This is a genomic window from Salegentibacter mishustinae, assembly GCF_002900095.1.
GTDB classification, from domain to species: domain Bacteria; phylum Bacteroidota; class Bacteroidia; order Flavobacteriales; family Flavobacteriaceae; genus Salegentibacter; species Salegentibacter mishustinae.
Window position 1 is genome coordinate 202949 of the sequence record NZ_LLKN01000002.1, and the last position, 21529, is coordinate 224477.

22 protein-coding genes are annotated in these 21529 nt (G+C 37.7%); 11 read left to right on the forward strand and 11 right to left on the reverse strand.

Annotated features, from left to right (window positions below):
• Positions 1-28 precede the first annotated feature (28 nt).
• Positions 29-3097 (reverse strand): TAT-variant-translocated molybdopterin oxidoreductase, encoded by a 3069-nt coding sequence (locus APB85_RS03810; protein WP_057482865.1) that lies wholly within the window; start codon positions 3095-3097, stop codon positions 29-31.
• Positions 3098-3150: 53 nt separating this feature from the next.
• Positions 3151-4521, reverse strand: a complete 1371-nt coding sequence (locus tag APB85_RS03815) for a cytochrome c3 family protein (RefSeq protein WP_057482864.1) — start codon at positions 4519-4521, stop codon at positions 3151-3153.
• Between the two features lie 222 nt (positions 4522-4743).
• On the opposite strand from APB85_RS03815, the gene APB85_RS03820 reads away from it, so the two are divergent.
• The gene (locus APB85_RS03820) at positions 4744-5133 is read left to right on the forward strand and encodes an SPOR domain-containing protein (protein WP_057482863.1); all 390 of its coding nucleotides are present in this window, start codon (positions 4744-4746) and stop codon (positions 5131-5133) included.
• Between the two features lie 142 nt (positions 5134-5275).
• On the opposite strand, the gene infB is transcribed toward APB85_RS03820, so the two are convergent.
• Genes infB through rimP form a run of 3 tightly spaced genes read right to left on the reverse strand, consistent with a single transcriptional unit; the run spans position 5276 to position 9818 of the window.
• Positions 5276-8056: a translation initiation factor IF-2 gene (gene infB, locus APB85_RS03825; RefSeq protein WP_057482862.1), complete on the reverse strand. Its 2781-nt coding sequence runs from the start codon at positions 8054-8056 to the stop codon at positions 5276-5278.
• 55 nt (positions 8057-8111) lie between these two features.
• Entirely contained in the window at positions 8112-9344 is a 1233-nt protein-coding gene (gene nusA / locus APB85_RS03830) for a transcription termination factor NusA (RefSeq protein WP_057482861.1), read from the reverse strand.
• A gap of 12 nt (positions 9345-9356) precedes the next feature.
• On the reverse strand, positions 9357-9818 hold the full coding sequence (rimP, locus tag APB85_RS03835) for a ribosome assembly cofactor RimP (protein WP_057482860.1): 462 nt from the start codon (positions 9816-9818) through the stop codon (positions 9357-9359).
• A gap of 159 nt (positions 9819-9977) precedes the next feature.
• Here rimP and APB85_RS03840 point away from each other — a divergent pair, with 159 nt between their 5' ends.
• The gene (locus APB85_RS03840) at positions 9978-10811 is read left to right on the forward strand and encodes a universal stress protein (RefSeq protein ID WP_057482859.1); all 834 of its coding nucleotides are present in this window, start codon (positions 9978-9980) and stop codon (positions 10809-10811) included.
• Here the strand turns inward: APB85_RS03840 and APB85_RS03845 are convergent.
• Positions 10808-12331 (reverse strand): AsmA family protein, encoded by a 1524-nt coding sequence (locus APB85_RS03845; protein ID WP_057482858.1) that lies wholly within the window; start codon positions 12329-12331, stop codon positions 10808-10810. The two genes, APB85_RS03840 and APB85_RS03845, sit on opposite strands and share 4 nt — an antisense overlap.
• A 183-nt stretch (positions 12332-12514) precedes the next feature.
• Between APB85_RS03845 and APB85_RS03850 the strand changes: the two genes are divergently transcribed.
• The 8 genes from APB85_RS03850 to APB85_RS03885 all read left to right on the forward strand — a co-directional run bounded on the left by APB85_RS03850 (position 12515) and on the right by APB85_RS03885 (position 17257).
• Positions 12515-12727 carry a hypothetical protein gene (locus APB85_RS03850; RefSeq protein WP_057482857.1) on the forward strand — a complete coding sequence of 71 codons (213 nt, stop codon included), beginning with the start codon at positions 12515-12517 and terminating at the stop codon, positions 12725-12727.
• A gap of 70 nt (positions 12728-12797) precedes the next feature.
• Positions 12798-13427 carry a metallophosphatase domain-containing protein gene (locus APB85_RS03855; protein ID WP_057482856.1) on the forward strand — a complete coding sequence of 210 codons (630 nt, stop codon included), beginning with the start codon at positions 12798-12800 and terminating at the stop codon, positions 13425-13427.
• A 216-nt stretch (positions 13428-13643) separates the two neighbouring features.
• Positions 13644-13979, forward strand: coding sequence for a hypothetical protein (locus tag APB85_RS03860; RefSeq protein ID WP_057482855.1), 336 nt, complete (start codon positions 13644-13646; stop codon positions 13977-13979).
• Between the two features lie 167 nt (positions 13980-14146).
• A complete protein-coding gene (locus tag APB85_RS03865; RefSeq protein ID WP_057482854.1) occupies positions 14147-14398 on the forward strand; it encodes a DUF3098 domain-containing protein in 252 nt (83 codons plus the stop codon).
• A gap of 6 nt (positions 14399-14404) precedes the next feature.
• Complete coding sequence (locus APB85_RS03870; protein ID WP_057482853.1) at positions 14405-15199, forward strand: undecaprenyl-diphosphate phosphatase; 795 nt, start codon at positions 14405-14407, stop codon at positions 15197-15199.
• Positions 15200-15215: 16 nt separating this feature from the next.
• Positions 15216-15929, forward strand: coding sequence for a tRNA pseudouridine(55) synthase TruB (truB, locus tag APB85_RS03875; RefSeq protein ID WP_057483000.1), 714 nt, complete (start codon positions 15216-15218; stop codon positions 15927-15929).
• Between the two features lie 30 nt (positions 15930-15959).
• A complete protein-coding gene (locus APB85_RS03880) occupies positions 15960-16673 on the forward strand; it encodes an energy transducer TonB family protein (RefSeq protein WP_057482852.1) in 714 nt (237 codons plus the stop codon).
• Positions 16674-16675: 2 nt separating this feature from the next.
• Positions 16676-17257 carry a DNA-3-methyladenine glycosylase I gene (locus tag APB85_RS03885; RefSeq protein WP_057482851.1) on the forward strand — a complete coding sequence of 194 codons (582 nt, stop codon included), beginning with the start codon at positions 16676-16678 and terminating at the stop codon, positions 17255-17257.
• A 37-nt stretch (positions 17258-17294) separates the two neighbouring features.
• On the opposite strand, the gene aat is transcribed toward APB85_RS03885, so the two are convergent.
• The 3 genes from aat to APB85_RS03900 all read right to left on the reverse strand — a co-directional run bounded on the left by aat (position 17295) and on the right by APB85_RS03900 (position 19366).
• Positions 17295-17942 carry a leucyl/phenylalanyl-tRNA--protein transferase gene (gene aat, locus APB85_RS03890; RefSeq protein WP_057482850.1) on the reverse strand — a complete coding sequence of 216 codons (648 nt, stop codon included), beginning with the start codon at positions 17940-17942 and terminating at the stop codon, positions 17295-17297.
• A 169-nt stretch (positions 17943-18111) separates the two neighbouring features.
• Complete coding sequence (locus APB85_RS03895) at positions 18112-18486, reverse strand: DUF3127 domain-containing protein (protein WP_057482849.1); 375 nt, start codon at positions 18484-18486, stop codon at positions 18112-18114.
• Position 18487: 1 nt separating this feature from the next.
• Positions 18488-19366: a flavin reductase family protein gene (locus APB85_RS03900; RefSeq protein WP_057482848.1), complete on the reverse strand. Its 879-nt coding sequence runs from the start codon at positions 19364-19366 to the stop codon at positions 18488-18490.
• Between the two features lie 112 nt (positions 19367-19478).
• Between APB85_RS03900 and APB85_RS03905 the strand changes: the two genes are divergently transcribed.
• Complete coding sequence (locus tag APB85_RS03905; RefSeq protein ID WP_057482847.1) at positions 19479-20633, forward strand: sensor histidine kinase; 1155 nt, start codon at positions 19479-19481, stop codon at positions 20631-20633.
• On the opposite strand, the gene APB85_RS03910 is transcribed toward APB85_RS03905, so the two are convergent.
• Positions 20630-21040: an acyl-CoA thioesterase gene (locus tag APB85_RS03910; protein ID WP_057482846.1), complete on the reverse strand. Its 411-nt coding sequence runs from the start codon at positions 21038-21040 to the stop codon at positions 20630-20632. The two genes, APB85_RS03905 and APB85_RS03910, sit on opposite strands and share 4 nt — an antisense overlap.
• Positions 21040-21429, reverse strand: a complete 390-nt coding sequence (locus APB85_RS03915) for an HIT family protein (protein WP_057482845.1) — start codon at positions 21427-21429, stop codon at positions 21040-21042. The genes APB85_RS03910 and APB85_RS03915 overlap by 1 nt, the downstream gene beginning before the upstream one ends.
• Between the last annotated feature and the right edge of the window lie 100 nt (positions 21430-21529).

Consider the following 21529-nt stretch of genomic DNA (forward strand, 5'->3'; position numbering starts at 1 on the left):
TTTTTTAATTGATTTCTTTATTAATTTATTAAGCTTCTGTTGTGTTCCTAATTTTGGTCTGGTACATAACGTTTGGTTTAGTACCCACATATTCCAATAAATGATACATCCTGTCATCTTCCTTCTTATCTCTAATCACAGCACCTTCATTGTTAATATCACCAAATGTCATGGCTCCTTTATCACAAGCTGCAGAACAAGCTGTCTGGAATTCACCATCTTCAATAACTCTTCCTTCACGCTTGGCATCAAGAATGGTTTTTTGAGTCTTCTGAATACACATAGAACACTTCTCCATAACCCCTCTTGAACGCACAGTTACATCAGGATTAATAACCATTCTTCCAAGGTCATTATTCATATGGTAATCAAACTCTTCGTTTTCAGAATAGTTGAACCAGTTGAAACGACGTACTTTGTAAGGACAGTTGTTAGCACAGTATCTTGTACCAACACAACGGTTATAGATCATTTGGTTTTGCCCCTGTCTTCCGTGAGAAGTTGCAGCAACCGGACACACAGTCTCACAAGGAGCGTGGTTACAGTGCTGACACATTACAGGCTGGAAAACTACCATAGGATTATCTGCCGGCTCTTCCAATTCTCCAAATTCAGAAAGAGAACTTCCTAAACCAGAAATATTTTCTTTCTTATCAAGATCATCTATAAAGCTATCTTCCGAAGAATAATATCTATCAATACGCAACCAGTGCATATCACGAGATCGTCTCACTTCACTTTTCCCTACTACAGGAACATTATTCTCTGCGTGACAGGCAATAACACAGGCACCACAACCGGTACAGGCGTTAAGATCTATAGAAAGATTAAAATGGTGACCAATACTACGATCAAATCCATCCCACATATCAACTTCAGGAGAAGTTACCGGTTTTTCAACGTGATCTAAAGATACTTCAGGAACTGAATTCCATTCGTGTACATCTTTAGTATTGAAAACCTCTAATGTAGTTTCTTTAATAATATCTCCACGACCCATTAGGGTATTATGAAGCTGAACGCAAGCAAATTCGTGAACTCCCGGAGCTTTCTCGATAGTTACTGATTGTACTGCGTTTAAGTTTTTATATAATGGGTAAGCATTTACACCTACCTGCATTTCTTCCTGAATCCCTTCTTTCTTACCATAACCTAGCGCAAGTCCTACCGTACCTTTGGCCTGTCCCGGCTGAATAAGCACAGGAACATTTTTAACTACAGTACCGTCTAATGTAACATTAGCGTAACTTCCGTTTAGGCCGCCGTTAGAAACATTTTCGTTCTCAAGACCCATAGATTCAGCATCGGCTTTGGAAATGGTAAGGTAATTATCCCATGACGCTCTTGTTAATGGATCTGGCATTTCCTGCAACCAAGGGTTATTGGCCTGCTGACCATCCCCCATAGAAGGTTTGGTATAAAGCGTTAGCTCCATCCCATTATTTTCTGAAGGTCGAGCCAACTCACTAGCAGCTGTTGCAACATTTATAGATTCTGAAGCTTCAGATGCTCCAACTTCTACCGGAGAAGTGGCTTTAAAAACACCATCGTGAAGTGCAGTATTCCAGGAAGGAATACTACCACTCCAGGTTTCTTTAATATACTCGTGATAAGATTTCTCATTATCAGTCCATTTTAATAAGCAGTCCTGAAACTGTCTTGTATCAAATAATGGTCTAATTGTAGGTTGCATCAAACTAAAGTCTGAAGCTGTGTATTGAATATCACCCCAGCTCTCTAAGTAATGTGGAGTTGCAGCTACAAACTTACATAACTGAGCTGTTTCATCAGGTTTCATACTAAAAGCTAAAGAAACTTCAACCTTCGCTAAAGCTTCAGCAAACTCTTTCCCGTTTGGCAAAGAATAAGCAGGATTCACCCCAGCCATTAATACAGCACCAACAGAACCAGATTTCATATCCTCAACCGCCTGCATAACTTCTTCAGCATTTCCCTGACGGATCATACGAGGATTATCGGCATCCATAACAGTGCTTCCCAGAGCTTCATTAATTTCAAGCACTAAAGCCTGAGCGTTAGCATCTGGAATTCCAGAAACAACTACTGCACCACTTCCAGCTTTTCTTAGCTGGCGCGCTGCTTTCACAACTGCATCATCTATTTTAGCAGGTAAATCACTGGTAGAAGAACCACCGGCAACATAACCATACAACGCAGCCAGCACGGCTTTTTGCTGAGATGGAGTTACAGGGTAACGCTTATCAGCATTCGCTCCTGTTAAACTCATATTAGATTCAAACTGAACGTGACGAGACATTTTGCCATTCTTAGGTACGCGACCCTTAGCATAGCCAGCATCATAACCACCGCCCTGCCAATCGCCAAGGAAATCGGCTCCTACAGAAACAATAGTTTCAGCTTTAGAAAAATCGTAATTTGGTAATGCACGCTTTCCAAATTTAGACTGGAAAGCATTTAAAGCATCGTTTTCAGAAACCGTATCGTAAACTACGTGACGTACATTAGGGTACTTTTCTGAAAATTCATTGATTAATTTTGTAGTTGAAGGACTGGCAAATGTTTGAGTTAACAAAATCATATCACCAGAAACATTCTCAAGGGCACTTCCAACCTCACGGTCAAACTCTTCCCAGGAAACATTTCTTCCTTCAATCATTGGGCGTTTCACCCTATTAGCGTCATACATTGACAATACCGAAGCGTGTACACGAGAGTTAACCCCGCCTTTAGACTTCGATAATTCATTATTTTCAATCTTAATAGGTCTTCCTTCCCTGGTTTTTACCAATACGCTGGCAAAATCAAAACCATCTGCAATGGTAGAGGCATAGTAATTAGCTACACCAGGAACAATACGCTCCGGTTGCACCACGTAAGGAATAGATTTAATAACAGGCCCTTCACAAGCAGCCAATGAGGCCGCTGCTGTACTAAACCCAACATATTTTAAGAAATCCCTTCTTGAGGTTTTTGAACTTTCAAGGGAATTTTTATCCCCAAGAAATTCATCAACCGGAATTTCTTCAGCAAATTCTTTTTGTTGGAGCGTCTCAACAACAGAGCTGTTTTCATTTAGCTCTTCAACACTTTTCCAGTATTTTTTGTTTGATGACATATATATCTAGATATTAACTTCTTAATTAACCCCGAACTACCGGGAAAAAAATTTTAGTAATGGCATTTGGCACATTCAAGGCCTCCCATTTGAGCAATTGTAAGCTCTTCTACACCGTATTTCTTAGATAATTCTTCGTGAATTTTCTCGTAATACTCATTCCCTTCCATTCTAACATTGGTTTCTCGGTGACAGTTGATACACCAACCCATAGTTAACGGTGCGTCCTGATAAACCACTTCCATTTCCTGGATTGGTCCGTGACATTTTTGACACTGAATTCCAGCAACTGTTACGTGCTGCGAGTGATTAAAGTATGCAAAATCTGGAAGGTTATGAATCCTAACCCACTTAACAGGCTTTTCTTCCCCTGTATAATCTTGCTCTGCAGGATTCCAGCCTACCGCATCGTATAACTTAGCGATCTCACCGTCATAAAATTCTTTAGAATAATCTTCGGTAGCAGTTTCTGGTGCAACTTCAGATATCGTTTTGTGACAATTCATACAAACATTAAGCGAAGGAATACCTGAGTGCTTAGAAGTTCTAGCTGAAGAGTGACAGTATTTACAATCTATCTCGTTATCGCCGGCGTGAATTCTGTGCGAATAATGAATTGGTTGAATTGGCTGATAACCCTGATCAATCCCAACTTGCATAAAGAAACCGTAAGCGAACCAACCAATTACCAGCAAGCCAAAAACAGCGCTTACCAAAACAAGGAATTGATTTTCAACAAAAGATTTCCAAATTGGCTTTCTTTTTGGTTTTTCAGGAATTACAACACCGCTAGCCTGAGCGAAATTTCTTAAAGTTTTGTTCACTAAGAACAACACCACAAGTAGCATCGCCAGAACGAAAAGCAAAATCCCCAGAATAACATTTACCGAAACACCTCCACCTGAAGATTCACCTCCAGCAGATTCACCACCGGTTTGCGCCGCTTGCGGTTCTGGCTTTGGTTGTTCTACGTAAGCAAGGATATCATCAATATCAGTATTTGATAATTGAGGAAAAGCCGGCATAGCAGTTTGATTATACTCTTCGTATATCGCTACAGCCTCATTATCTCCAGAGGCAATTAACTCCTGACTATTCTTGATCCAGCTGTACAACCAATCCATATCACGTCTCTCGGTCACCCCGTGAAGGGCAGGACCAATAGAAGCTGAATACGGTTTGTGGCAGGCAGCACATAGCGAATTAAACAAGGATTTTCCATTCGCCGGATCTCCAAGATCTGACGTAGCTGCAGAATCTCCTGAAGATTCATCCGATGATTCATCGGTTTGCTCCTGGCCTTCGGCTGCGGCATCTTGCGAAGCCTCCTCCTGTGCAATTCCCAAAACGCTAAATGAGATAAAAAATGCTACACTTAATAGCAATAGTCGCGAAGTTGAGTGGCGGTATTTCACCTTTTTCATATTATAAGTTGAATTAACGTCTTAACTTTGGTACGGTTTTTAAAGCCTTAAGCCTTAGTAATATTAACATTTCGCACCCTTAAATTCGGCAACAAAAGTAATACTTAAAGTCGATTTTAGGAATGTTAGATAAGTGTTAATCGGTAATTTATACTAGTTCTAAATAATAAAACACATCTTGTTTAAGTTATTAAATTATACTTTTGCCTTAAATAAATAACTATGAGAAAATTAAGCTTAAACAAACTTCTGTTAAGTTGTTTTATCTCAGGAATTTCTTTTCTGAATTTAACAGCCCAAGAAGGTCAGGTCAATATCAGTGAAAACGACAAGATCACTAAACTACTAGAATTAAAAGCTGAAATGAGAAAGGATAATGAAATTGGGGACCGTTATAAAATTCAGCTTTTTTACGGAAATAATGGGGAAGCCAATGAAGTTATTAAGGATTACCGAAGTAAGTTCGAATACCCCTCTCTAATCGCCTACGAAGCCCCTAATTACAAAGTATGGGTAGGAAACTTTAGAAATCGCCTGGAAGCCGATAGAGCTCTTCTAAAGATTAAAGAAAGTTTTCCTTCAGCATTTATCCCTAAACCACGACGCAAATAGATTATCAGCATAACTATTAAAACCTACTTTAGCATTTCAACTGAAAGCAAGTTCTTGAAACATTAAATCTCGATTATCGAGTAAAAACAAAACATAAAAAAAGCGGCCTAAAGCCGCTTTTTTTATTCATTAGTAAACCTAATTATTTAAGTTTCTTTTTAACTTCTACTTCACGGAAAGATTCAACTACATCACCTTCCTTAATATCATTGTAGTTCTTAACCTGAAGACCACAGTCATATCCTTTTGCAACTTCCTTCACATCGTCTTTAAAACGTTTTAATGAAGCAAGCTCTCCGGTATAAACCACAACTCCGTCGCGAATTAAACGAATTCCAGCATTTCTGTAAATCTTACCAGAAGTTACCATACAACCTGCAATGGTTCCAACTTTAGAGATCTTAAAGGTTTCCCTGATCTCTGCAGTACCGGTAATCTCTTCTTTAAGCTCTGGAGATAACATTCCTTCCATCGCATCTTTAAGATCATTGATAGCGTCGTATATAATTGAGTAAGTTCTAATATCAATTTCTTCCTTATCGGCTACCTGTCTTGCATTTCCAGCAGGACGAACATTAAACCCGATAATTACCGCATCTGATGCCGAAGCAAGTAACACATCACTTTCAGTAATGGCACCTACGCCTTTATGAATAATATTCACCTGAATTTCTTCAGTAGACAATTTCAGAAAGCTATCGGTCAAGGCTTCTACAGAACCATCCACATCACCTTTAAGGATAATATTAAGCTCTTTAAAGTCACCTAAAGCAATTCTACGTCCAATCTCATCAAGGGTAATGTGACGCTGAGTTCTAACACTCTGCTCACGCTGCAACTGAGTACGCTTAGCGGCGATATCCTTAGCTTCACGCTCATCAGTCATCACCTTGAACTTATCACCCGCTTGCGGCGCACCATCAAGTCCTAGAATAGAAACCGGCGTTGCGGGACCTGCTTCTTTAACTTCGTGCCCACGCTCATCGTGCATTGCTTTCACCTTACCACTATGGCGACCTGCTAATACATAGTCCCCAATTTTTAAGGTTCCCGCCTGCACAAGGATAGTAGCAACATAACCTCTACCTTTATCAAGGAAAGCCTCTACTACTGTACCTGTTGCAGTCTTAGATGGGTTAGCTTTTAATTCAAGAATTTCAGATTCCAGTAAAACTTTCTCAAGAAGCTCTTCCACTCCCATTCCTGTTTTAGCTGATATATCGTGAGACTGAACTTTACCACCCCAGTCTTCAACAAGCAAGTTCATACCTGCCAGTTTTTCCTTAATTTTCTCTGGATTCGCCGTTGGCAAATCAGATTTATTGATCGCAAATACAATAGGAACACCGGCAGCCTGGGCGTGAGAAATAGCCTCTTTGGTTTGCGGCATTACATCATCATCTGCAGCGATTACAATAATCGCAATATCTGTTACCTGTGCACCACGAGCACGCATCGCCGTAAAGGCTTCGTGACCGGGAGTATCCAGGAAGGTCATTCTTTGACCGTTTTTAAGCTCTACTCCGTAGGCTCCAATATGCTGTGTAATACCACCACTTTCCCCGGCAATAACATTTTCTTTACGAATATAATCCAGCAAAGATGTTTTACCGTGGTCAACGTGACCCATCACAGTCACAATTGGCGCTCTATCTTCAAGATCTTCTGGATTTTCAGGAACTTCTTCTACTGTTTCCTCGATATCTGCAGTTACAAAATCTACTTCGTAACCAAATTCATCTGCAACAATAGAAAGTGTCTCAGCATCTAATCGCTGATTCATTGTTACCATCATTCCAAGAGACATACAGGCCGAAATCACTTTCGTTACCGGCACATCCATCATCGTAGCAACTTCACTTACCGTTACAAATTCTGTAACTTTTAATGTCTTGCTGTCAGTTTCCTGTTGTGCAAGATCGTCTTCTGAACGTTGACGGTGTTGATCTCTTTTATCTCTTCTATATTTAGCTCCTTTACCTTTACCAGATTTACCCTGAAGTTTTTCAAGGGTTTCACGAACCTGCTTTTGAACTTCTTCTTCGCTAGGCTCTTCTTTTGTAATAGGTTTAGCTCTTTTTCTAGGAGCTCCTTTTTTACCACCACCTTGATTTGAAGCTCCTGGCTTCACATCTTTACTAATTCTACGTCGACGCTTTTTACGCTTCTCTTTCTCCTTCTTCTCCTCAGCAGCTTTCTTTTCGTCTTTTTTCTTTTCCGGTTTTTTAAATTGAGAAAGGTCAATCTTTTTCCCGGTAAAGTTAGGGCCGTTAAGCTTGGTATAATTAGTTTTATGAGTCATAGACTCAGGATCTTTTGTCTCTTCTTCTTTAGCAGAAGCTTCCTCCTCTTTCTTGGAAGGCGTTTCAGCTTTTTGATCCTCTTTAGAAGGTGCTTCTTCTTTAGGTTTTGGAGATTCAGTCTTTTCAGGCTTTTGCTCCTTAGCTTCAGGCTTTTCGGCTTCAGGCTTCTTGGCTTCCTCGGGCTGTTCAGGTTGCGCTGGCGCTGGCTTTTCCTCTTCTTTTTCGGCTTTCTTCTCCGGCCTTTTATCCAGATCAATTTTACCTACTTTTTTAGGACCGGCCAATTTTGCTCTAGAAGAAACTGTTTCTTCGTCCTTACGATGCTCAGTCTCTTTCTTCTCCTCGGCTTTGCGTTTCTCTTCCTGCTCTTTCTCTCTTGCTAAACGCAATTCTTCCTTCTCCTTTCTTTTTTCTTCACCTACTTCTTTAGACTCGACTTTTTTAGACTTGTCGGTCTCAAATTCATCAGAAAGCACCTGATAAACTTCGGGTGAGATTTTGGTAGTAGGACGTGCCTCAATATCGTGACCCTTAGAATTTAAAAATTCTACAGCCCGGTCTAACGAAATATTGAATTCACGTAATACTTTGTTTAGTCGCATTGTTTTTGCTTCAGCCATAAATTGCCCTCTAAATTAACCTCTTTTAATTATTTATATTCTAATGAGTTTTTTACTACTCTTCAAATTCTTCTTTTAAAACCTTCACTACTTCGCGAATGGTTTCTTCTTCTAAATCGGTAAGTCTAATAAGATCCTCCAATTCCTGTTCCAAAACACTTTTTGCAGTGTCCAGTCCAACTCTTGAAAATTCTTTGATTACCCAATCTTCAATTTCATCAGAGAATTCCTTCAATTCTACATCTTCTTCCACTCCTTCTCTGAAAACGTCTATTTCATAACCGGTTAACTGCCCGGCAAGCCTAATATTATGACCTCCACGGCCAATAGCTTTAGAAACTTCTTCCGGCTTAAGCATTACCTCAGCCGTTTTATTTTCCTCATCTAATTTAATAGATGTGATTTTTGCAGGACTCAACGCCCTGGTAATATATAATTGATCGTTATTGGTGAAATTGATCACATCTATATTTTCATTCCCCAACTCACGAACAATACTATGTATTCTAGACCCTTTCATACCTACACAAGCACCAACGGGATCAATTCTATCATCGTAAGTATCTACCGCTACTTTTGCTTTTTCTCCGGGAACACGAACCACGTTCTGGATAGTAATTAAACCATCAAAAACTTCAGGAATCTCCTGTTCAAATAGTTTTTCAAGGAAAACCGGCGCAGTACGAGAAAGTATAATAGTAGGCTTATTTCCTTTAAGCTCTACACTTTCTATTATTCCTTTTACGTTATCTCCTTTTCTGAAGAAATCTGAAGGAATTTGGCGATCTTTTGGCAAAACGATTTCGTTACCTTCATCGTCTAACAAAATAATTGCCCTGTGCCTAATATGATGAACTTCTGCGGTGTAAATTTCGCCTTCAAGCTCTTTAAAGTGCTTGAAAATATTAGTGTTATCGTGTTCGTGAATTTTAGATATAAGGTTTTGCCTTAAAGCCAAAATAGCACGACGACCCAAATCTACAAGTTTTACTTCTTCTGATACATCTTCACCAACTTCAAAATCGGGCTCAATTTTTCTAGCTTCAGCAAGAGAGATCTCCTGGTTAGGATCTTCCACCTCTCCATCGGCAACCACAACCCTGTTTCTCCAAATCTCGAGATCTCCTTTATCTGGGTTTACAATAATATCAAAATTATCGTCTTCACCATACTTTTTCTTTAACGCACTCCTAAACACATCTTCCAGGATGGCCATTAGCGTTACACGATCTATCAATTTGTCATCCTTAAACTCTGAAAATGACTCAATCAAGGCGATATTTTCCATATCAATTTGAGGTTAAAATGTTATCATAACTTTAGCATCGGTAATCTCAGAATATGGTAATACCGCTTCCTTTTGCACGGTATGCTTTCCTTTTCCTACGGGTTTTGGCTCTCTGGCTTTCCAGTTTAGCTTAATCCCGTTCTGATCTACTTCAGTTAAAGTCGCTTCAATTTTTTCGTTATTGGTAGTCACCTGCAGTTTTCTACCCAGGTTTTTCCGGTATTGCCGTTCCAGGCGCAAAGGTTCAGAAACTCCTGCCGAGCTAACTTCCAAAGAAAAATCCTCTTCTTCCCTGTCTAGATTGTGTTCAACTTTGCGGCTTACCGCGATACAATCGTTAACAGAAACCCCATTATCACCGTCTATTACGACAGAAATCTTGTTGTCTTTCGTGATATTAAGGTCTATTAAAAATAGTGAATTATTTTCCTGGAAAGCTTCCTTCAACAAATTTTCTACTTTATCCTGCAACATAGCTTATAAAAAGAGGGGACTTTATGTCCCCTCGCTGTACTTTTTTAGTTTCAACGCTGCAAATATAATAATAATTTCAGAGAAAGAAAACCAGACCTTAAATGAAATTTTATTCTTAACTTTAATAAAGCAATCATTTTTAATCTCTTAGAAGAATCTATGAAAAAGATACTCGTTCCAACCGACTTTTCTGATACGGCCGAACACGCCCTAAAAATAGCTGCTCAATTAGCAAAAAAACACGATAGCGAGATCTACCTTTTGCATATGTTAGAACTACCTTTGCAGCTTATAGATCCTGTAGGTGGTGGCAGCAGTCAAAATTTACCGGAATCTATTTTCTTTATGAAATTAGCTCACCAGCGTTTTGCAAAACTTATGGCCAGGCCTTTTCTAAAAGACATTAAAGTTCACGAAACCGTTATGTTCCACCAGGCTTTTGAAGGAATTATGGAGGTAAGCCAGGAATACAAATGTGATATGATTGTAATGGGATCACACGGCGCCAGCGGTTTCAAAGAAATGTTTATTGGCAGTAATACCGAAAAAGTAGTACGCACCTCAACTATTCCTGTACTCGTAATTAAAAACGAGCATGAAAACTTTGAGGTTGAGAACTTTATTTTTGCTACAGATGCTGATATTAATAGCAAAAAAACACTGGAAGCCGCTTACGAATTCTCTAAACTAACAGAATCTAAATTTCATATTCTTTTCATAAACACTCCTAATAACTTTATTACCAGCAACGAAGTTAGGAAGCGTATAGAAAATTTTGTTCTAGACACCTCTGTTAAAGATTATACCATACATATTTACAACGATGTAAGTGTAGAAAAAGGGATTTTAAATTTCGCTTTAAAAAAGCAGAAAACCTTAATTGGAATTGGCACTCACGGGCATAAAGGTTTAGCTCATTTCTTTAATGGCAGCATAAGCGAAGACCTGGTGAACCACGCAAAAATGCCGGTGGTAACTTTTAAGATCGTTTAGAGAAAAGATTTTAAAGCTCCATTTCTAATATTTTTCCATAAATAGTTCCAAAACGACTTAGTTTGGGTGCGTTTGGTTTTGATATTTTTTTGCTCTTTTTCTGCAGAAGTAGCCTCGTTATTCACTATTAGATTTGCCAGGGCCGAGAGAAGCTTATTCTTTTCTTCCCCATCTTCTTTAAGTACTTCTACTTTAAAATTATCATAAATCAGTTTCATATCTCCGGTAGAGTTTTGATTATTCCCGGCAAAATTGAATCGCATATCTCTAATTCCGCCTTCAGATTTCACATTTAACGCAGGCTTCAAAAATTCATTAATTCCCTCACTGGAAATCCTGTCCATTTGTCCTGAAATAGTAAATGCATCTGCTTTATTAGAAATATCAAAATTCCAATTTACATTAAGACTAGCCTCCCCCATAAACTGAGTTTGCACATCAATATCTGTAGAGGGAAAATCCTTTTTAGACATTCCCACATTCGTAATATTATAAATACTGGCATCAAGATTTTTAAAAGTAACCTTACCCGCTCCTCTTTTAGCCTTCACCAATTCTTCATATTGTATAGCTAGATTTTTCACCCTAATAGTATCCAACTTTAGTTTAATAGGTAACTCCCTAATCATTTTACTATACATTGGCTTTTGGCGCGTATCGTCTTTTACGCGCTTATCACGGTAAATCTTTATATCGCCATTCGCAATTTTCATATTTTCACTTAAGAGGCTAAGCGAATCATTTTTTAGATTCCAGTTAAAAGAATTAAGCGCCAGTTCCTCGATACTTAGATCGAACCTATCTTTCTCATACGGAATATGCTGCTGAAATTCCTGCTTATCATACAAAGGTTTAATATTGATCTTATTGAACGTAAGGGAAATACCGTCCATTTTCATCTTCTCTAGAAACAAATCATGTTGATCATTAAAATTGAAAAATAAACTATCTGAAGTCATTTGAAGCTGTTCATATTTAAACGGAAGCCCATTTTTCAAAGATTCATTATCTGCAGTTACATCTTTCATATTCAACGACGGAATGCTGGCAAAAAGTTGGTTTTTAACCGAATCGTTTTTAGCCATTTTAAAACTTGCATTAGCAACCTCTATAGATTTGATCAGCAGGTCTAATTTTGTTGAATTTCCATTTTTAGAGCTATCTTTTTTCTTTTCCTTTTGGGCTTCGGTATAAATTGCTACTTCCGGTTTGACAAGTTTAAGGCTAGAAATTTCAATTTTCTTATTGCTTAGGTATGCCAGAATATCAATACCATCAAGTTCTATCTCTTCCGCATTAATTTGTATTCCATTTTTCCTATAAACCGCCTTACTTAAGGAAGCACTCCTTCCTAAAATACTGGCATTAAGATTTTCATATTTAAATTCAGCCTTGCTTAAATTTTCCTGAAGTGCGGTTGCCATTTTATTTTCTATAAATAGATTGCCGCCAATAATAGCAACCACCAACACTATTAGAACAACAATAAAACCGAGAATTATTTTAGATCTTTTCTTCAAATCTTTATTTTTTTACCATTGAAATTTACAATTTCAAAACACTAAGTATCCTTGTTTAAGAGTTTTTAACTTAAAAAATTAACCCCGAAGTTTTCTTTGCGTTAAATTTTAGCAAAAGGCTATAAACATCAAATTTTCAATGGTTTTTGATTGTATATTTGTCCAAACAACCTAACAGAAATCATGATTTTTAAATTAAGCATCAAAGTAATATTCATAACCGTAGAAATCTTTTTAGCGGTTTATAGCTTTGCGCTTAGTGATAGTCTATTGATCAAATTTTTGTTCTTTGCGGTAACAGCGGTAATAATTGCTTTTTCCTTAACCAGGATAACAAACAAATTACTACCTATAGATAAAGACTATATTTCTTCGGAAGAAGAAGACGAGGATTAGAAATTTTTAAATTATCATCATATTAAAAATCCGAAGACATGAATCTTCGGATTTTTTTATATTCCTTACCATGAAGCTCATTTGTATTTCAGATACTCATAATAAACACCATCAAATCCCAATTCCTGATGGTGATGTCTTAATTCACGCAGGAGATATTACCGAAGGTGGCACTAAAAGAGAAGTGTTAGATTTTCTGGAATGGTTTTCTTCACAGCCACATCAACACAAAATATTTATTGCCGGTAACCACGATTTCTATTTTGAAAAAAACGAGGATAAAAATATCCAGAAGATCATTCCGCAAAATATATGTTATCTAAAGAACGATGGCATTACCATCAATAATATAAAATTTTGGGGTTCCCCGATAACACCCGGAAACGGCACATGGGCTTTCAATGAAATACTAACCCAGGAAATAAGTAAACACTGGGAGCAAATCCCCGAAGACACCCAGGTTCTTATTACCCATACTCCACCTTACAAGATTAAAGATGTATTAAATAATGGCAGGCACGCTGGCTGCGCTTCTTTATTAAAAACCTTGCAAAATCGACAAATAGAATTCCATATTTTTGGTCACGTACACGATTCTTACGGAATTACTTCTATTTCGGGAACAAAATTTATTAACGCCTCCTGTTTAGATAACAAGGATAGATATCTGCATAAACCGCTAGAAGTAATTATTAAGTAGATACAAAAAACTTCTTTTTATCGTTATAAGGGAATACCCTTAAATAATCTGTAAGATAATTCATTCAATCTCAAGCATTAAAGTTTAATAAAAATCAAAAAAGATGCTTTAGTCGTTAAATATTTGCTAATCATAGGATTATTAAAAGTTTTTTAACAGAGATAAAGAAATCTAAGTGTAATTTAGCAAACGCTAACACCTATAATACCAACACCTATGGAATTTAATACTAACCCTAATGCTACGCTAGATGAGTTTAAAAGCTTGATCTCGTATAGCATCTTTCACTTAAACTCAGGAGAAGATTCAAATTACACTATTTTGCATCGCGCTATTATCAAAAAATATTTTGATGCCAAGAATGTAAGAATTAACTATAAAGAGCATACGGTAGATTTACAGATACCAGTAGGAAAGAGGAAGTACACAGGAATTACTTTTGAATGCCAGGACTTAGAACGTTTTCTAAAATCCTGTTTAAAGAAAGATGAAAAAAGCATGGGTTTTTACCAGGAAGCTTTAAATCATTACAGCATTTTTCACGCTGCTTAATACTATAAGCCGCTAAAGATTAAAGCCATACGCCCTACCGTATGGCTTTTTTATTATTCAATAATTAAGCATATACCTTACTCTTGTTTTAACTTAAATTGGTTAATTTTGAACTTTTTGAGCGAAATGTTACAATTCAAATATTTTTGCAGCGTTAACGAGACACTATGAGTAAAAATCAGCAACCTACAGATCACAAAAAATATTTCATTTTTGAAAAGAAGAACTACCAGTTTATGTTTATTGGGCTGGCAGTAATTGCACTGGGTTTTATCCTTATGGCCGGTGGCGGAAGTGACGATCCAAATACTTTTAACCCAGATATCTATAATTTTCAGCGCATTCGTTTGGCACCAACTTTAATACTACTTGGTTTCGCCATAGAAGTATATGCTATTCTTTTAAATCCCAAAAAGTAAATTACATTGAACGAATTAGATGCTGCCATTCTGGGAATTATCCAGGGGCTAACCGAATTTCTACCCGTTTCTTCCAGCGGTCACCTGGAACTTGGCAAGGCATTATTAGGCGATAACAGTATCCCTAGTGAATCCTTACTCTTTACCGTTATTCTTCACGCCGCAACCGCATTGAGCACCGTAGTGGTGTTTAGAAAAGACGTCGCAGAGATTTTTAAAGGACTTTTCCAGTTTAAATGGAATGAAGAATTTAAATTTTCTCTAAAAATTGTGCTGTCTATGATTCCCGCAGCGCTAATCGGTCTATTCTTTGAAGAACAATTAGAAAGCCTGTTTGGTGGAAACATCATATTTGTTGGGTTTATGCTTATTGTGACGGCACTCTTGTTGTGGCTGGCAGATAAGGCAAAAAACACTAATAAACCGGTAAGTTACAGTAATGCTTTTGTAATAGGTGTTGCTCAAGCTATCGCAATTTTACCAGGAATCTCCAGAAGTGGGGCTACAATTTCTACTTCGGTATTATTAGGAAACGATAAAACCAAAGCCGCAAGATTTTCGTTTTTAATGGTAGTACCATTAATATTAGGGAAAATTGCAAAAGACCTATTAGACGGGAATTTAATGGAAAGCTCTACTTCTTTCTCTGTGCTTGCAATAGGTTTTGCCACTTCCTTTATCGCCGGGCTTGCAGCATGCACGTGGATGATTAGTATTGTTAGAAAAAGTAAACTCTCCTATTTTGCTATTTACTGCTTTATTGCAGGAATTGTCTCTATAGCCGTTGCATATTATAATTAGAAATAGAAGAATTTTTATGACTACAGAAATTGAAAAATTTACTCCTGAAGATTTCAAAAACGGCCAAATTCTGGTCTTTGATAAACCCCTGGAGTGGACTTCTTTTCAGTTAGTTAATAAAGTGCGTTGGCTAATTAGAAAGAGCTCCGGAATAAAAAAGATAAAAGTAGGTCATGCCGGCACTTTAGATCCTTTAGCAACCGGCGTTTTGGTTATCTGCACTGGTAAATTCACCAAAAGAATACCCGAACTTCAGGGAACAGAGAAAGAATACACCGGCACCTTTACCCTGGGCGCCACCACTCCTTCTTTTGATATGGAAACCAAAGTTGACAAAACTTTTGAAACAAGCCATATTTCTAAAGAAAATCTAGAAGAAGCAGCCCAGAAATTCACAGGAGAAATAGAGCAAATACCTCCGGTTTTTTCAGCTTTAAAAAAAGATGGCAAAAGACTTTATGAGTATGCCCGAAAGGGAGAAGAAGTGAAAGTAGAAAGCAGACCTGTGACCATAAAAGAGTTTGAGGTTGATGCACCCCGATTCCCTGAAGTGGATTTTAGAATAGTTTGCAGCAAAGGCACCTATATAAGGAGTATGGCTAACGACTTTGGCCTGGCGCTAAATTCCGGCGCTTATCTTTCCTCCCTCAAGCGCACCCGTGTTGGAGAATTCGGCATAGAGAATGCTCTAGACCTTGAGTCTTTTGAAAAATTACTACCTTCAGCATAAAATAAACCAGCTTAGGTTTTGTTTTATAGCATGGATTTTTTCGAAAAACATAAAGCCCTTATTATTACCGTACTTTTTTGTTCGGTATTAATTCTTGGACTTTATAATTTCAACTTATCACAGAAGAAAAAAATAGAACAGCAAATGCTGGTAGATTTAGAAGAATATACCGAAGCTGAGGAGACAGAAGAGGAGAAACCAGAAGAAGAACTTAAGCCAAAAACCACCCGAAATTCACCAAAAACGCATAAAGCATTCAACGAAAATCAGGAAGCACGGGAAGAGAATTTTAACCGGGAACTCGACGAAATTCTGGAGAGAAACAGTGCCCGGCAGGAACAAAGTTCAGACAGTGACAATAGCGCTTCTACAATCGGAACTTTTGCTACCGGAAAAAAATCGAAGAACAAAAAAAGATCTGATGGTGATAACACTTCAGAAGATGTTTCAACCCAATCTGGGAGTTTGCGAAATAGCTCTATTTCATTTTCGCTTCGCGGTAGAAATGCCGTTTCCATTCCAAATCCCATTTACACCTGTGACCTTCCGGGAAAAATTGTAGTAAACATTACGGTAGATGCTGAAGGACGGGTTATAGATACTAATATTAACAAAGCTAGTTCAAACTCAGACAACGAATGCTTAACCGAAAAAGCGCTCGAATACGCTTTAAATGCAAGGTTTTCACGCTTAGCAGGAAGAAATGAGCAACCTGGCACAATCACTTACAATTTTAAACCTTAAAAATGAAAAAACTAAACCGCTGCGGATGGTGTGAAGGTGATGCACTCTACGAAGCTTATCACGATAATGAATGGGGTGTACCCGTGTATGATGATGATACTATTTTTGAATTTCTTATTCTAGAAACCTTTCAGGCAGGTTTAAGCTGGATTACCGTGTTACGAAAACGCGAGAACTTCAGGGAAGCTTTTGATGATTTTGATTATAAAAAAATCGCTAATTATTCCGAAGAAAAAATTCAGGAATTACTTCAAAATCCGGGAATTATCAGAAATAAATTGAAGATTCGAGCCACAGTAACTAATGCTAAGGCCTTTATGGAAGTTCAGAAAGAATTCAGCAGTTTTAGTAAATACATTTGGGACTTCGTGGATGGTGATCCTATTCAAAATGAAGTTGAAGACTATAAGAATGCGCCGGCAACTACTGCTATTAGTGATAAATTAAGCAAAGACCTTAAAAAGAAGGGCTTCAAATTTGTTGGTTCTACGGTATTGTACGCCCATATGCAGGCTACAGGAATGGTGAACGATCACGAAATATCTTGTTTTAGACATTCAGAAGTAAAAGAGCTGGGAAAATAAATAGTAGTTTTTATTTAAAATACGTTTTGGTTAAAATTTAAGCAGGGGATTCTAAATAGCTAAGAAATTCGTCACGTGAAATTTCCTCTGCCCCCAAGCTTTCCAAATGCTGTGTATACACCTGGCAGTCTATAAGCTTTACTCCTTCCTTTTTTAATTTTCTTACCAGGGTTATAAATCCATATTTAGAAGCGTTACTTGCCCTGGTAAACATACTTTCCCCACAGAAAACTTTCTTATCCTCCAGGTAAATTCCATAAAGACCACCAACTAAATTATCGTCTTCCCAAACTTCTACAGAATGCGCTATATTAAGCTCGTGTAAATCGCCAAAGCAATCTATCATTTCCTGGGTAATCCAGGTGCCGTGCTGGCCTTCACGTCTTATGTCGGCACAGGCTTCTATTACTGCCCTAAAATCTTTATTAAAAGTTACTTTAAACTTCTCTTTTCTGAGCAACTGTTTCATACTCTTAGAGACTTTTAAGTTCTTCGGAAAAAGCACCATTCTTGGGTCTGGACTCCACCAAAGTAAAGGCTGGGAAGCATCATACCAGGGAAAAATCCCGTGGTTATAGGCATAGATTAATCGCGGAATACTCAATTCACCACCAATAGCCAGAAGCCCGTGTTCATCGGTATCAGAAACGGGTGGGAATTTTTCGTTATGTTGTAAATAATGCAATTAACCAGTATTATTGGGTGAGTAGGAAATGTACAAAAAGAAAAAGCTTAGCAATCTTAATAGGATGCTAAGCTTTTTATAATTTGAATCCAATTTTTCTCACTTTATGAGACTTGGATAAACGTACTAGTTTAATATGATCTTACTTAATTTTCTATTCAGAAAACTACTAGAATGGAAGATCGTCGTAATCTTCTTCATTAAGATTATTTGCAGGCTCAAAATTATCAGGTGGTGGCACATTCTGCCCGCCTGAAGGTTGTTCTGCCTGTAAGTTTTCTATTCTCCATCCCTGGATAGAATTAAAATATTTGGTTTCCCCCTGTGGGCTTACCCATTCTCTACCTCTTAGGTTAATCCCTATTTTTACGGGTTGTCCCACCTGAAAATTATTAAGCAAGTCTGTTTTATCCTGTACAAACTCAACCATAATATGTTGCGGATATTGCTCCTCGGTAGTCACTACCATTTCTCTCTTTCTAAAACCGTTATTTCCAAAGGTCTTGGTTTCTCCTATCAATTTAATCTTACCTTGTACTTCCATCTTAATCTGTTTTTGCTAATAATAATTTCCAGGCAGCATCGGTATCGTTTTTCTCCAAAAACAACTGTGCCTGGTTATGAATATCTTTTTTGTTATTGGCTTTCACCAGGTCTGCCAAATCTTTATTTTCGGCTATAAAGCTATCTACTTCATCTTTTTTGGGAAGTGCTTCTACGTTTCCTAACTTACCCAAATCATTTCCGGTTAGGGTTTTACTTTCCCTAATTTCAGCAGGAATAGCATCAATACCAATTCCAAGAGAAGAGAGAGGTTTTGGCACCTCAAACATTCCAAGATTGGCGCGGCTATACCAATTGCCTCCCATCCTGGCTACAAGATCTATTTTATGCTGATCTATAAATCCGTCTTCATCCAGAATGTTTTCGTTAATATGCATTTTCAGGACTTCGCAAATTACAAGATTTCCTGCGCCACCTTCCTGACCGGTTTCAATGACTTGCTTTACCTTACATTCAAATTGTACCGGAGATTCCGCTACACGAAATGGTCTTACAAGTTCCGATTTCAGCATTGAAAATCCTGCTTTTTCAAACTCATTTACGCCTTCGGCATATTCGGTACTGGAAAGAGACATTTGCTGAACAATATCATAATTCACAATATTGATCACCACCTCATCTATATTTTTCACATTATTGTAAGTATGCTTCACCGTATTATCACGACCTCTCCTGGCCGGCGAAAAAATTAGAGTGGGTGGGTTAGATCCAAAAACATTAAAAAAGCTGAAAGGTGATAAATTTGGTCGGCCTTCAGCATCTATGGTACTGGCAAAAGCAATAGGCCTTGGCCCAATGGCACCAAGCAAATAGCGGTGAAGTTTACCCGTGCTAACCTCTTTTGGATCTATTGTAAGCATATTTATTTTTTGGCAAAGGTAACGAAACCAACAGGGAATGAAAAGCCAGAGCGTGCAATAAAATTCGTATAAAAACGCTTATCTTTAAATCTTTTAAAGCTTAAAGGCCTGTATGAACTTCACAGACGAACGCACTTTTAATCGCTGGTTTATTATTATTTCGTGCCTTATCGTAGTAGGCCTGGTATTATGGAATACCAGCATCTTTTTTCAACGTTTAAAAGAAGACGAAAGAGCAAAAATGAGCGTTTGGGCCAAAGCACAGGAAGCGTTGGATAGAGATCCCGCCCCGGAGGATGCCGACCTGGATCTTATCCTGGAAATTTTAAATAACAATACTACGATCCCTATTATTCATACCGACACCGATGGAGAAATTGCATACACGACGAATATAGATCCCGGTAAATTAGAAGATCCTGAACGCGCAGAAAAATTGTTAGCCAGTTTAAAGGATGAAAATGAACCTATTATCATCAACCTGGGAAATGGAGAAAAACAATATATCTATTATGGAAATTCACCGGTCTTAAACAGCCTTAAGTATTACCCAATAGGACTGGTGCTAATTGGCTTTCTCTTTATTGGGGTGGTTTATTTCTTTTATACCACAACTAAAAATAGCGAACAGAACAAACTTTGGGCCGGAATGGCTAAAGAAACTGCACACCAGATCGGGACTCCTTTATCTTCTCTTATTGGCTGGACCGAAATTCTGAAACAGGAAAATGTAAACGAGTCCTATATCACCGAAATGGAAAAAGATATTACGCGACTGGAAACAATTACAGAGCGGTTTTCTAAAATAGGTTCTTCTCCAATCCTGGAAAAAACGAATATCATTGAAGCGACTCAAAATAGCTATGATTATTTAAAAACCAGAAGTTCCAGGCTTATAGAATTTTCAATAGATACCCCAGAAGGAAATATCCCGGTGATGTTAAACCGCCAACTCTATAGCTGGACCATAGAAAACCTGGTAAAAAACGCCATAGATGCTATGCGAGGAAAAGGGAAACTAAATATTAGTATTCAGGAGGAACAAAAATGGGCTCATATCTTTATTAAAGATACCGGCAAAGGCCTGGAAAAAAATAAGTTCAAACTCATTTTTGAACCGGGGCATACCAGCAAGAAAAGAGGTTGGGGACTCGGATTATCTTTAGCGAAAAGAATTATTGAAGGTTATCATCACGGAAGGATCAAAGTAGCCGAAAGCGAAATAAATAAAGGCACAACCTTTAAAATCTCTCTTAGGAAAGTTTAAAATTCAGAAAGTTTTTCTCTTAGATCTTCAGGAATTCTGAAGGTTTTATCTTTTTCGAAATCATAACAAACCACTACATCTTTTCCTTCGGCACAAATCTTATTGGCTTCATCCAAAATTAAATGCTTTAAACCGAAACTACTATTTTTAATAAAATCTAGTTTGGTTTTTACTATGGCTTTTCCGGGATAGTAAAGGGATTTTTTGAAATCACAATGTGTAGAAACCAGCATGGTTCCCATATTGCTATTTTCATACATTTCATAGATTCCTGAAGCTTCCCAAAAATTCACGCGACCCGATTGCATATAGCGCATAAACGAGATATTATTCACGTGTTTATACATATCTAAATCACTCCAGTCTATTCTTAGCTGAAGTTCTAACTTATACGTTTCAGCCTCCATTAAAGATTTACGTGAATAGATTCCGCTAACTTTTTGAATTCTTCATCCTCCATTTTGACGCTATTTGAAAAGTCCATATCACTCATAGAATTAAGTGGAATGAGATGAACGTGGGCGTGCGGGACTTCAAGTCCTACAACTGCCATTCCTACCCTTTTGCAATCAACGGTTTTTTTTAGGGCCAGGGCTACTTTTCGAGAAAATCGCATCAATTCTTGGTAGACTTCCTCCTCAAGGTCAAAAATATAATCTACTTCTTTTTTGGGAATACAGAGCACGTGACCCCTGGCATTGGGATTTATATCTAAAAAAGCTAAAAACTGACTATCCTCGGCGATCTTGTAAGCAGGCACTTCGCCTTTTACAATTTTGGTGAATAAACTAGACATAATAATTATTGAATTGGTTAGTACTCTAAAAGTAAAATCCTTTTCACAGAACCTTAGTTAAAGGTATTGGAAAAGGATTTTACAAAGTGTTAAAAACCGG

What these genes read in the sequence shown, in the direction of transcription:
- APB85_RS03810 (WP_057482865.1), bottom strand. Translation starts at nt 3,097, where the DNA reads ATGTCATCAAACAAAAAATACTGGAAAAGTGTTGAAGAGCTAAATGAA.
- APB85_RS03815 (WP_057482864.1), bottom strand. Translation starts at nt 4,521, where the DNA reads ATGAAAAAGGTGAAATACCGCCACTCAACTTCGCGACTATTGCTATTA.
- APB85_RS03820 (WP_057482863.1), top strand. Translation starts at nt 4,744, where the DNA reads ATGAGAAAATTAAGCTTAAACAAACTTCTGTTAAGTTGTTTTATCTCA.
- infB (WP_057482862.1), bottom strand. Translation starts at nt 8,056, where the DNA reads ATGGCTGAAGCAAAAACAATGCGACTAAACAAAGTATTACGTGAATTC.
- nusA (WP_057482861.1), bottom strand. Translation starts at nt 9,344, where the DNA reads ATGGAAAATATCGCCTTGATTGAGTCATTTTCAGAGTTTAAGGATGAC.
- rimP (WP_057482860.1), bottom strand. Translation starts at nt 9,818, where the DNA reads ATGTTGCAGGATAAAGTAGAAAATTTGTTGAAGGAAGCTTTCCAGGAA.
- APB85_RS03840 (WP_057482859.1), top strand. Translation starts at nt 9,978, where the DNA reads ATGAAAAAGATACTCGTTCCAACCGACTTTTCTGATACGGCCGAACAC.
- APB85_RS03850 (WP_057482857.1), top strand. Translation starts at nt 12,515, where the DNA reads ATGATTTTTAAATTAAGCATCAAAGTAATATTCATAACCGTAGAAATC.
- APB85_RS03855 (WP_057482856.1), top strand. Translation starts at nt 12,798, where the DNA reads ATGAAGCTCATTTGTATTTCAGATACTCATAATAAACACCATCAAATC.
- APB85_RS03860 (WP_057482855.1), top strand. Translation starts at nt 13,644, where the DNA reads ATGGAATTTAATACTAACCCTAATGCTACGCTAGATGAGTTTAAAAGC.
- APB85_RS03865 (WP_057482854.1), top strand. Translation starts at nt 14,147, where the DNA reads ATGAGTAAAAATCAGCAACCTACAGATCACAAAAAATATTTCATTTTT.
- truB (WP_057483000.1), top strand. Translation starts at nt 15,216, where the DNA reads ATGACTACAGAAATTGAAAAATTTACTCCTGAAGATTTCAAAAACGGC.
- APB85_RS03880 (WP_057482852.1), top strand. Translation starts at nt 15,960, where the DNA reads ATGGATTTTTTCGAAAAACATAAAGCCCTTATTATTACCGTACTTTTT.
- APB85_RS03885 (WP_057482851.1), top strand. Translation starts at nt 16,676, where the DNA reads ATGAAAAAACTAAACCGCTGCGGATGGTGTGAAGGTGATGCACTCTAC.
- APB85_RS03895 (WP_057482849.1), bottom strand. Translation starts at nt 18,486, where the DNA reads ATGGAAGTACAAGGTAAGATTAAATTGATAGGAGAAACCAAGACCTTT.
- APB85_RS03900 (WP_057482848.1), bottom strand. Translation starts at nt 19,366, where the DNA reads ATGCTTACAATAGATCCAAAAGAGGTTAGCACGGGTAAACTTCACCGC.
- APB85_RS03905 (WP_057482847.1), top strand. Translation starts at nt 19,479, where the DNA reads ATGAACTTCACAGACGAACGCACTTTTAATCGCTGGTTTATTATTATT.
- APB85_RS03910 (WP_057482846.1), bottom strand. Translation starts at nt 21,040, where the DNA reads ATGGAGGCTGAAACGTATAAGTTAGAACTTCAGCTAAGAATAGACTGG.
- APB85_RS03915 (WP_057482845.1), bottom strand. Translation starts at nt 21,429, where the DNA reads ATGTCTAGTTTATTCACCAAAATTGTAAAAGGCGAAGTGCCTGCTTAC.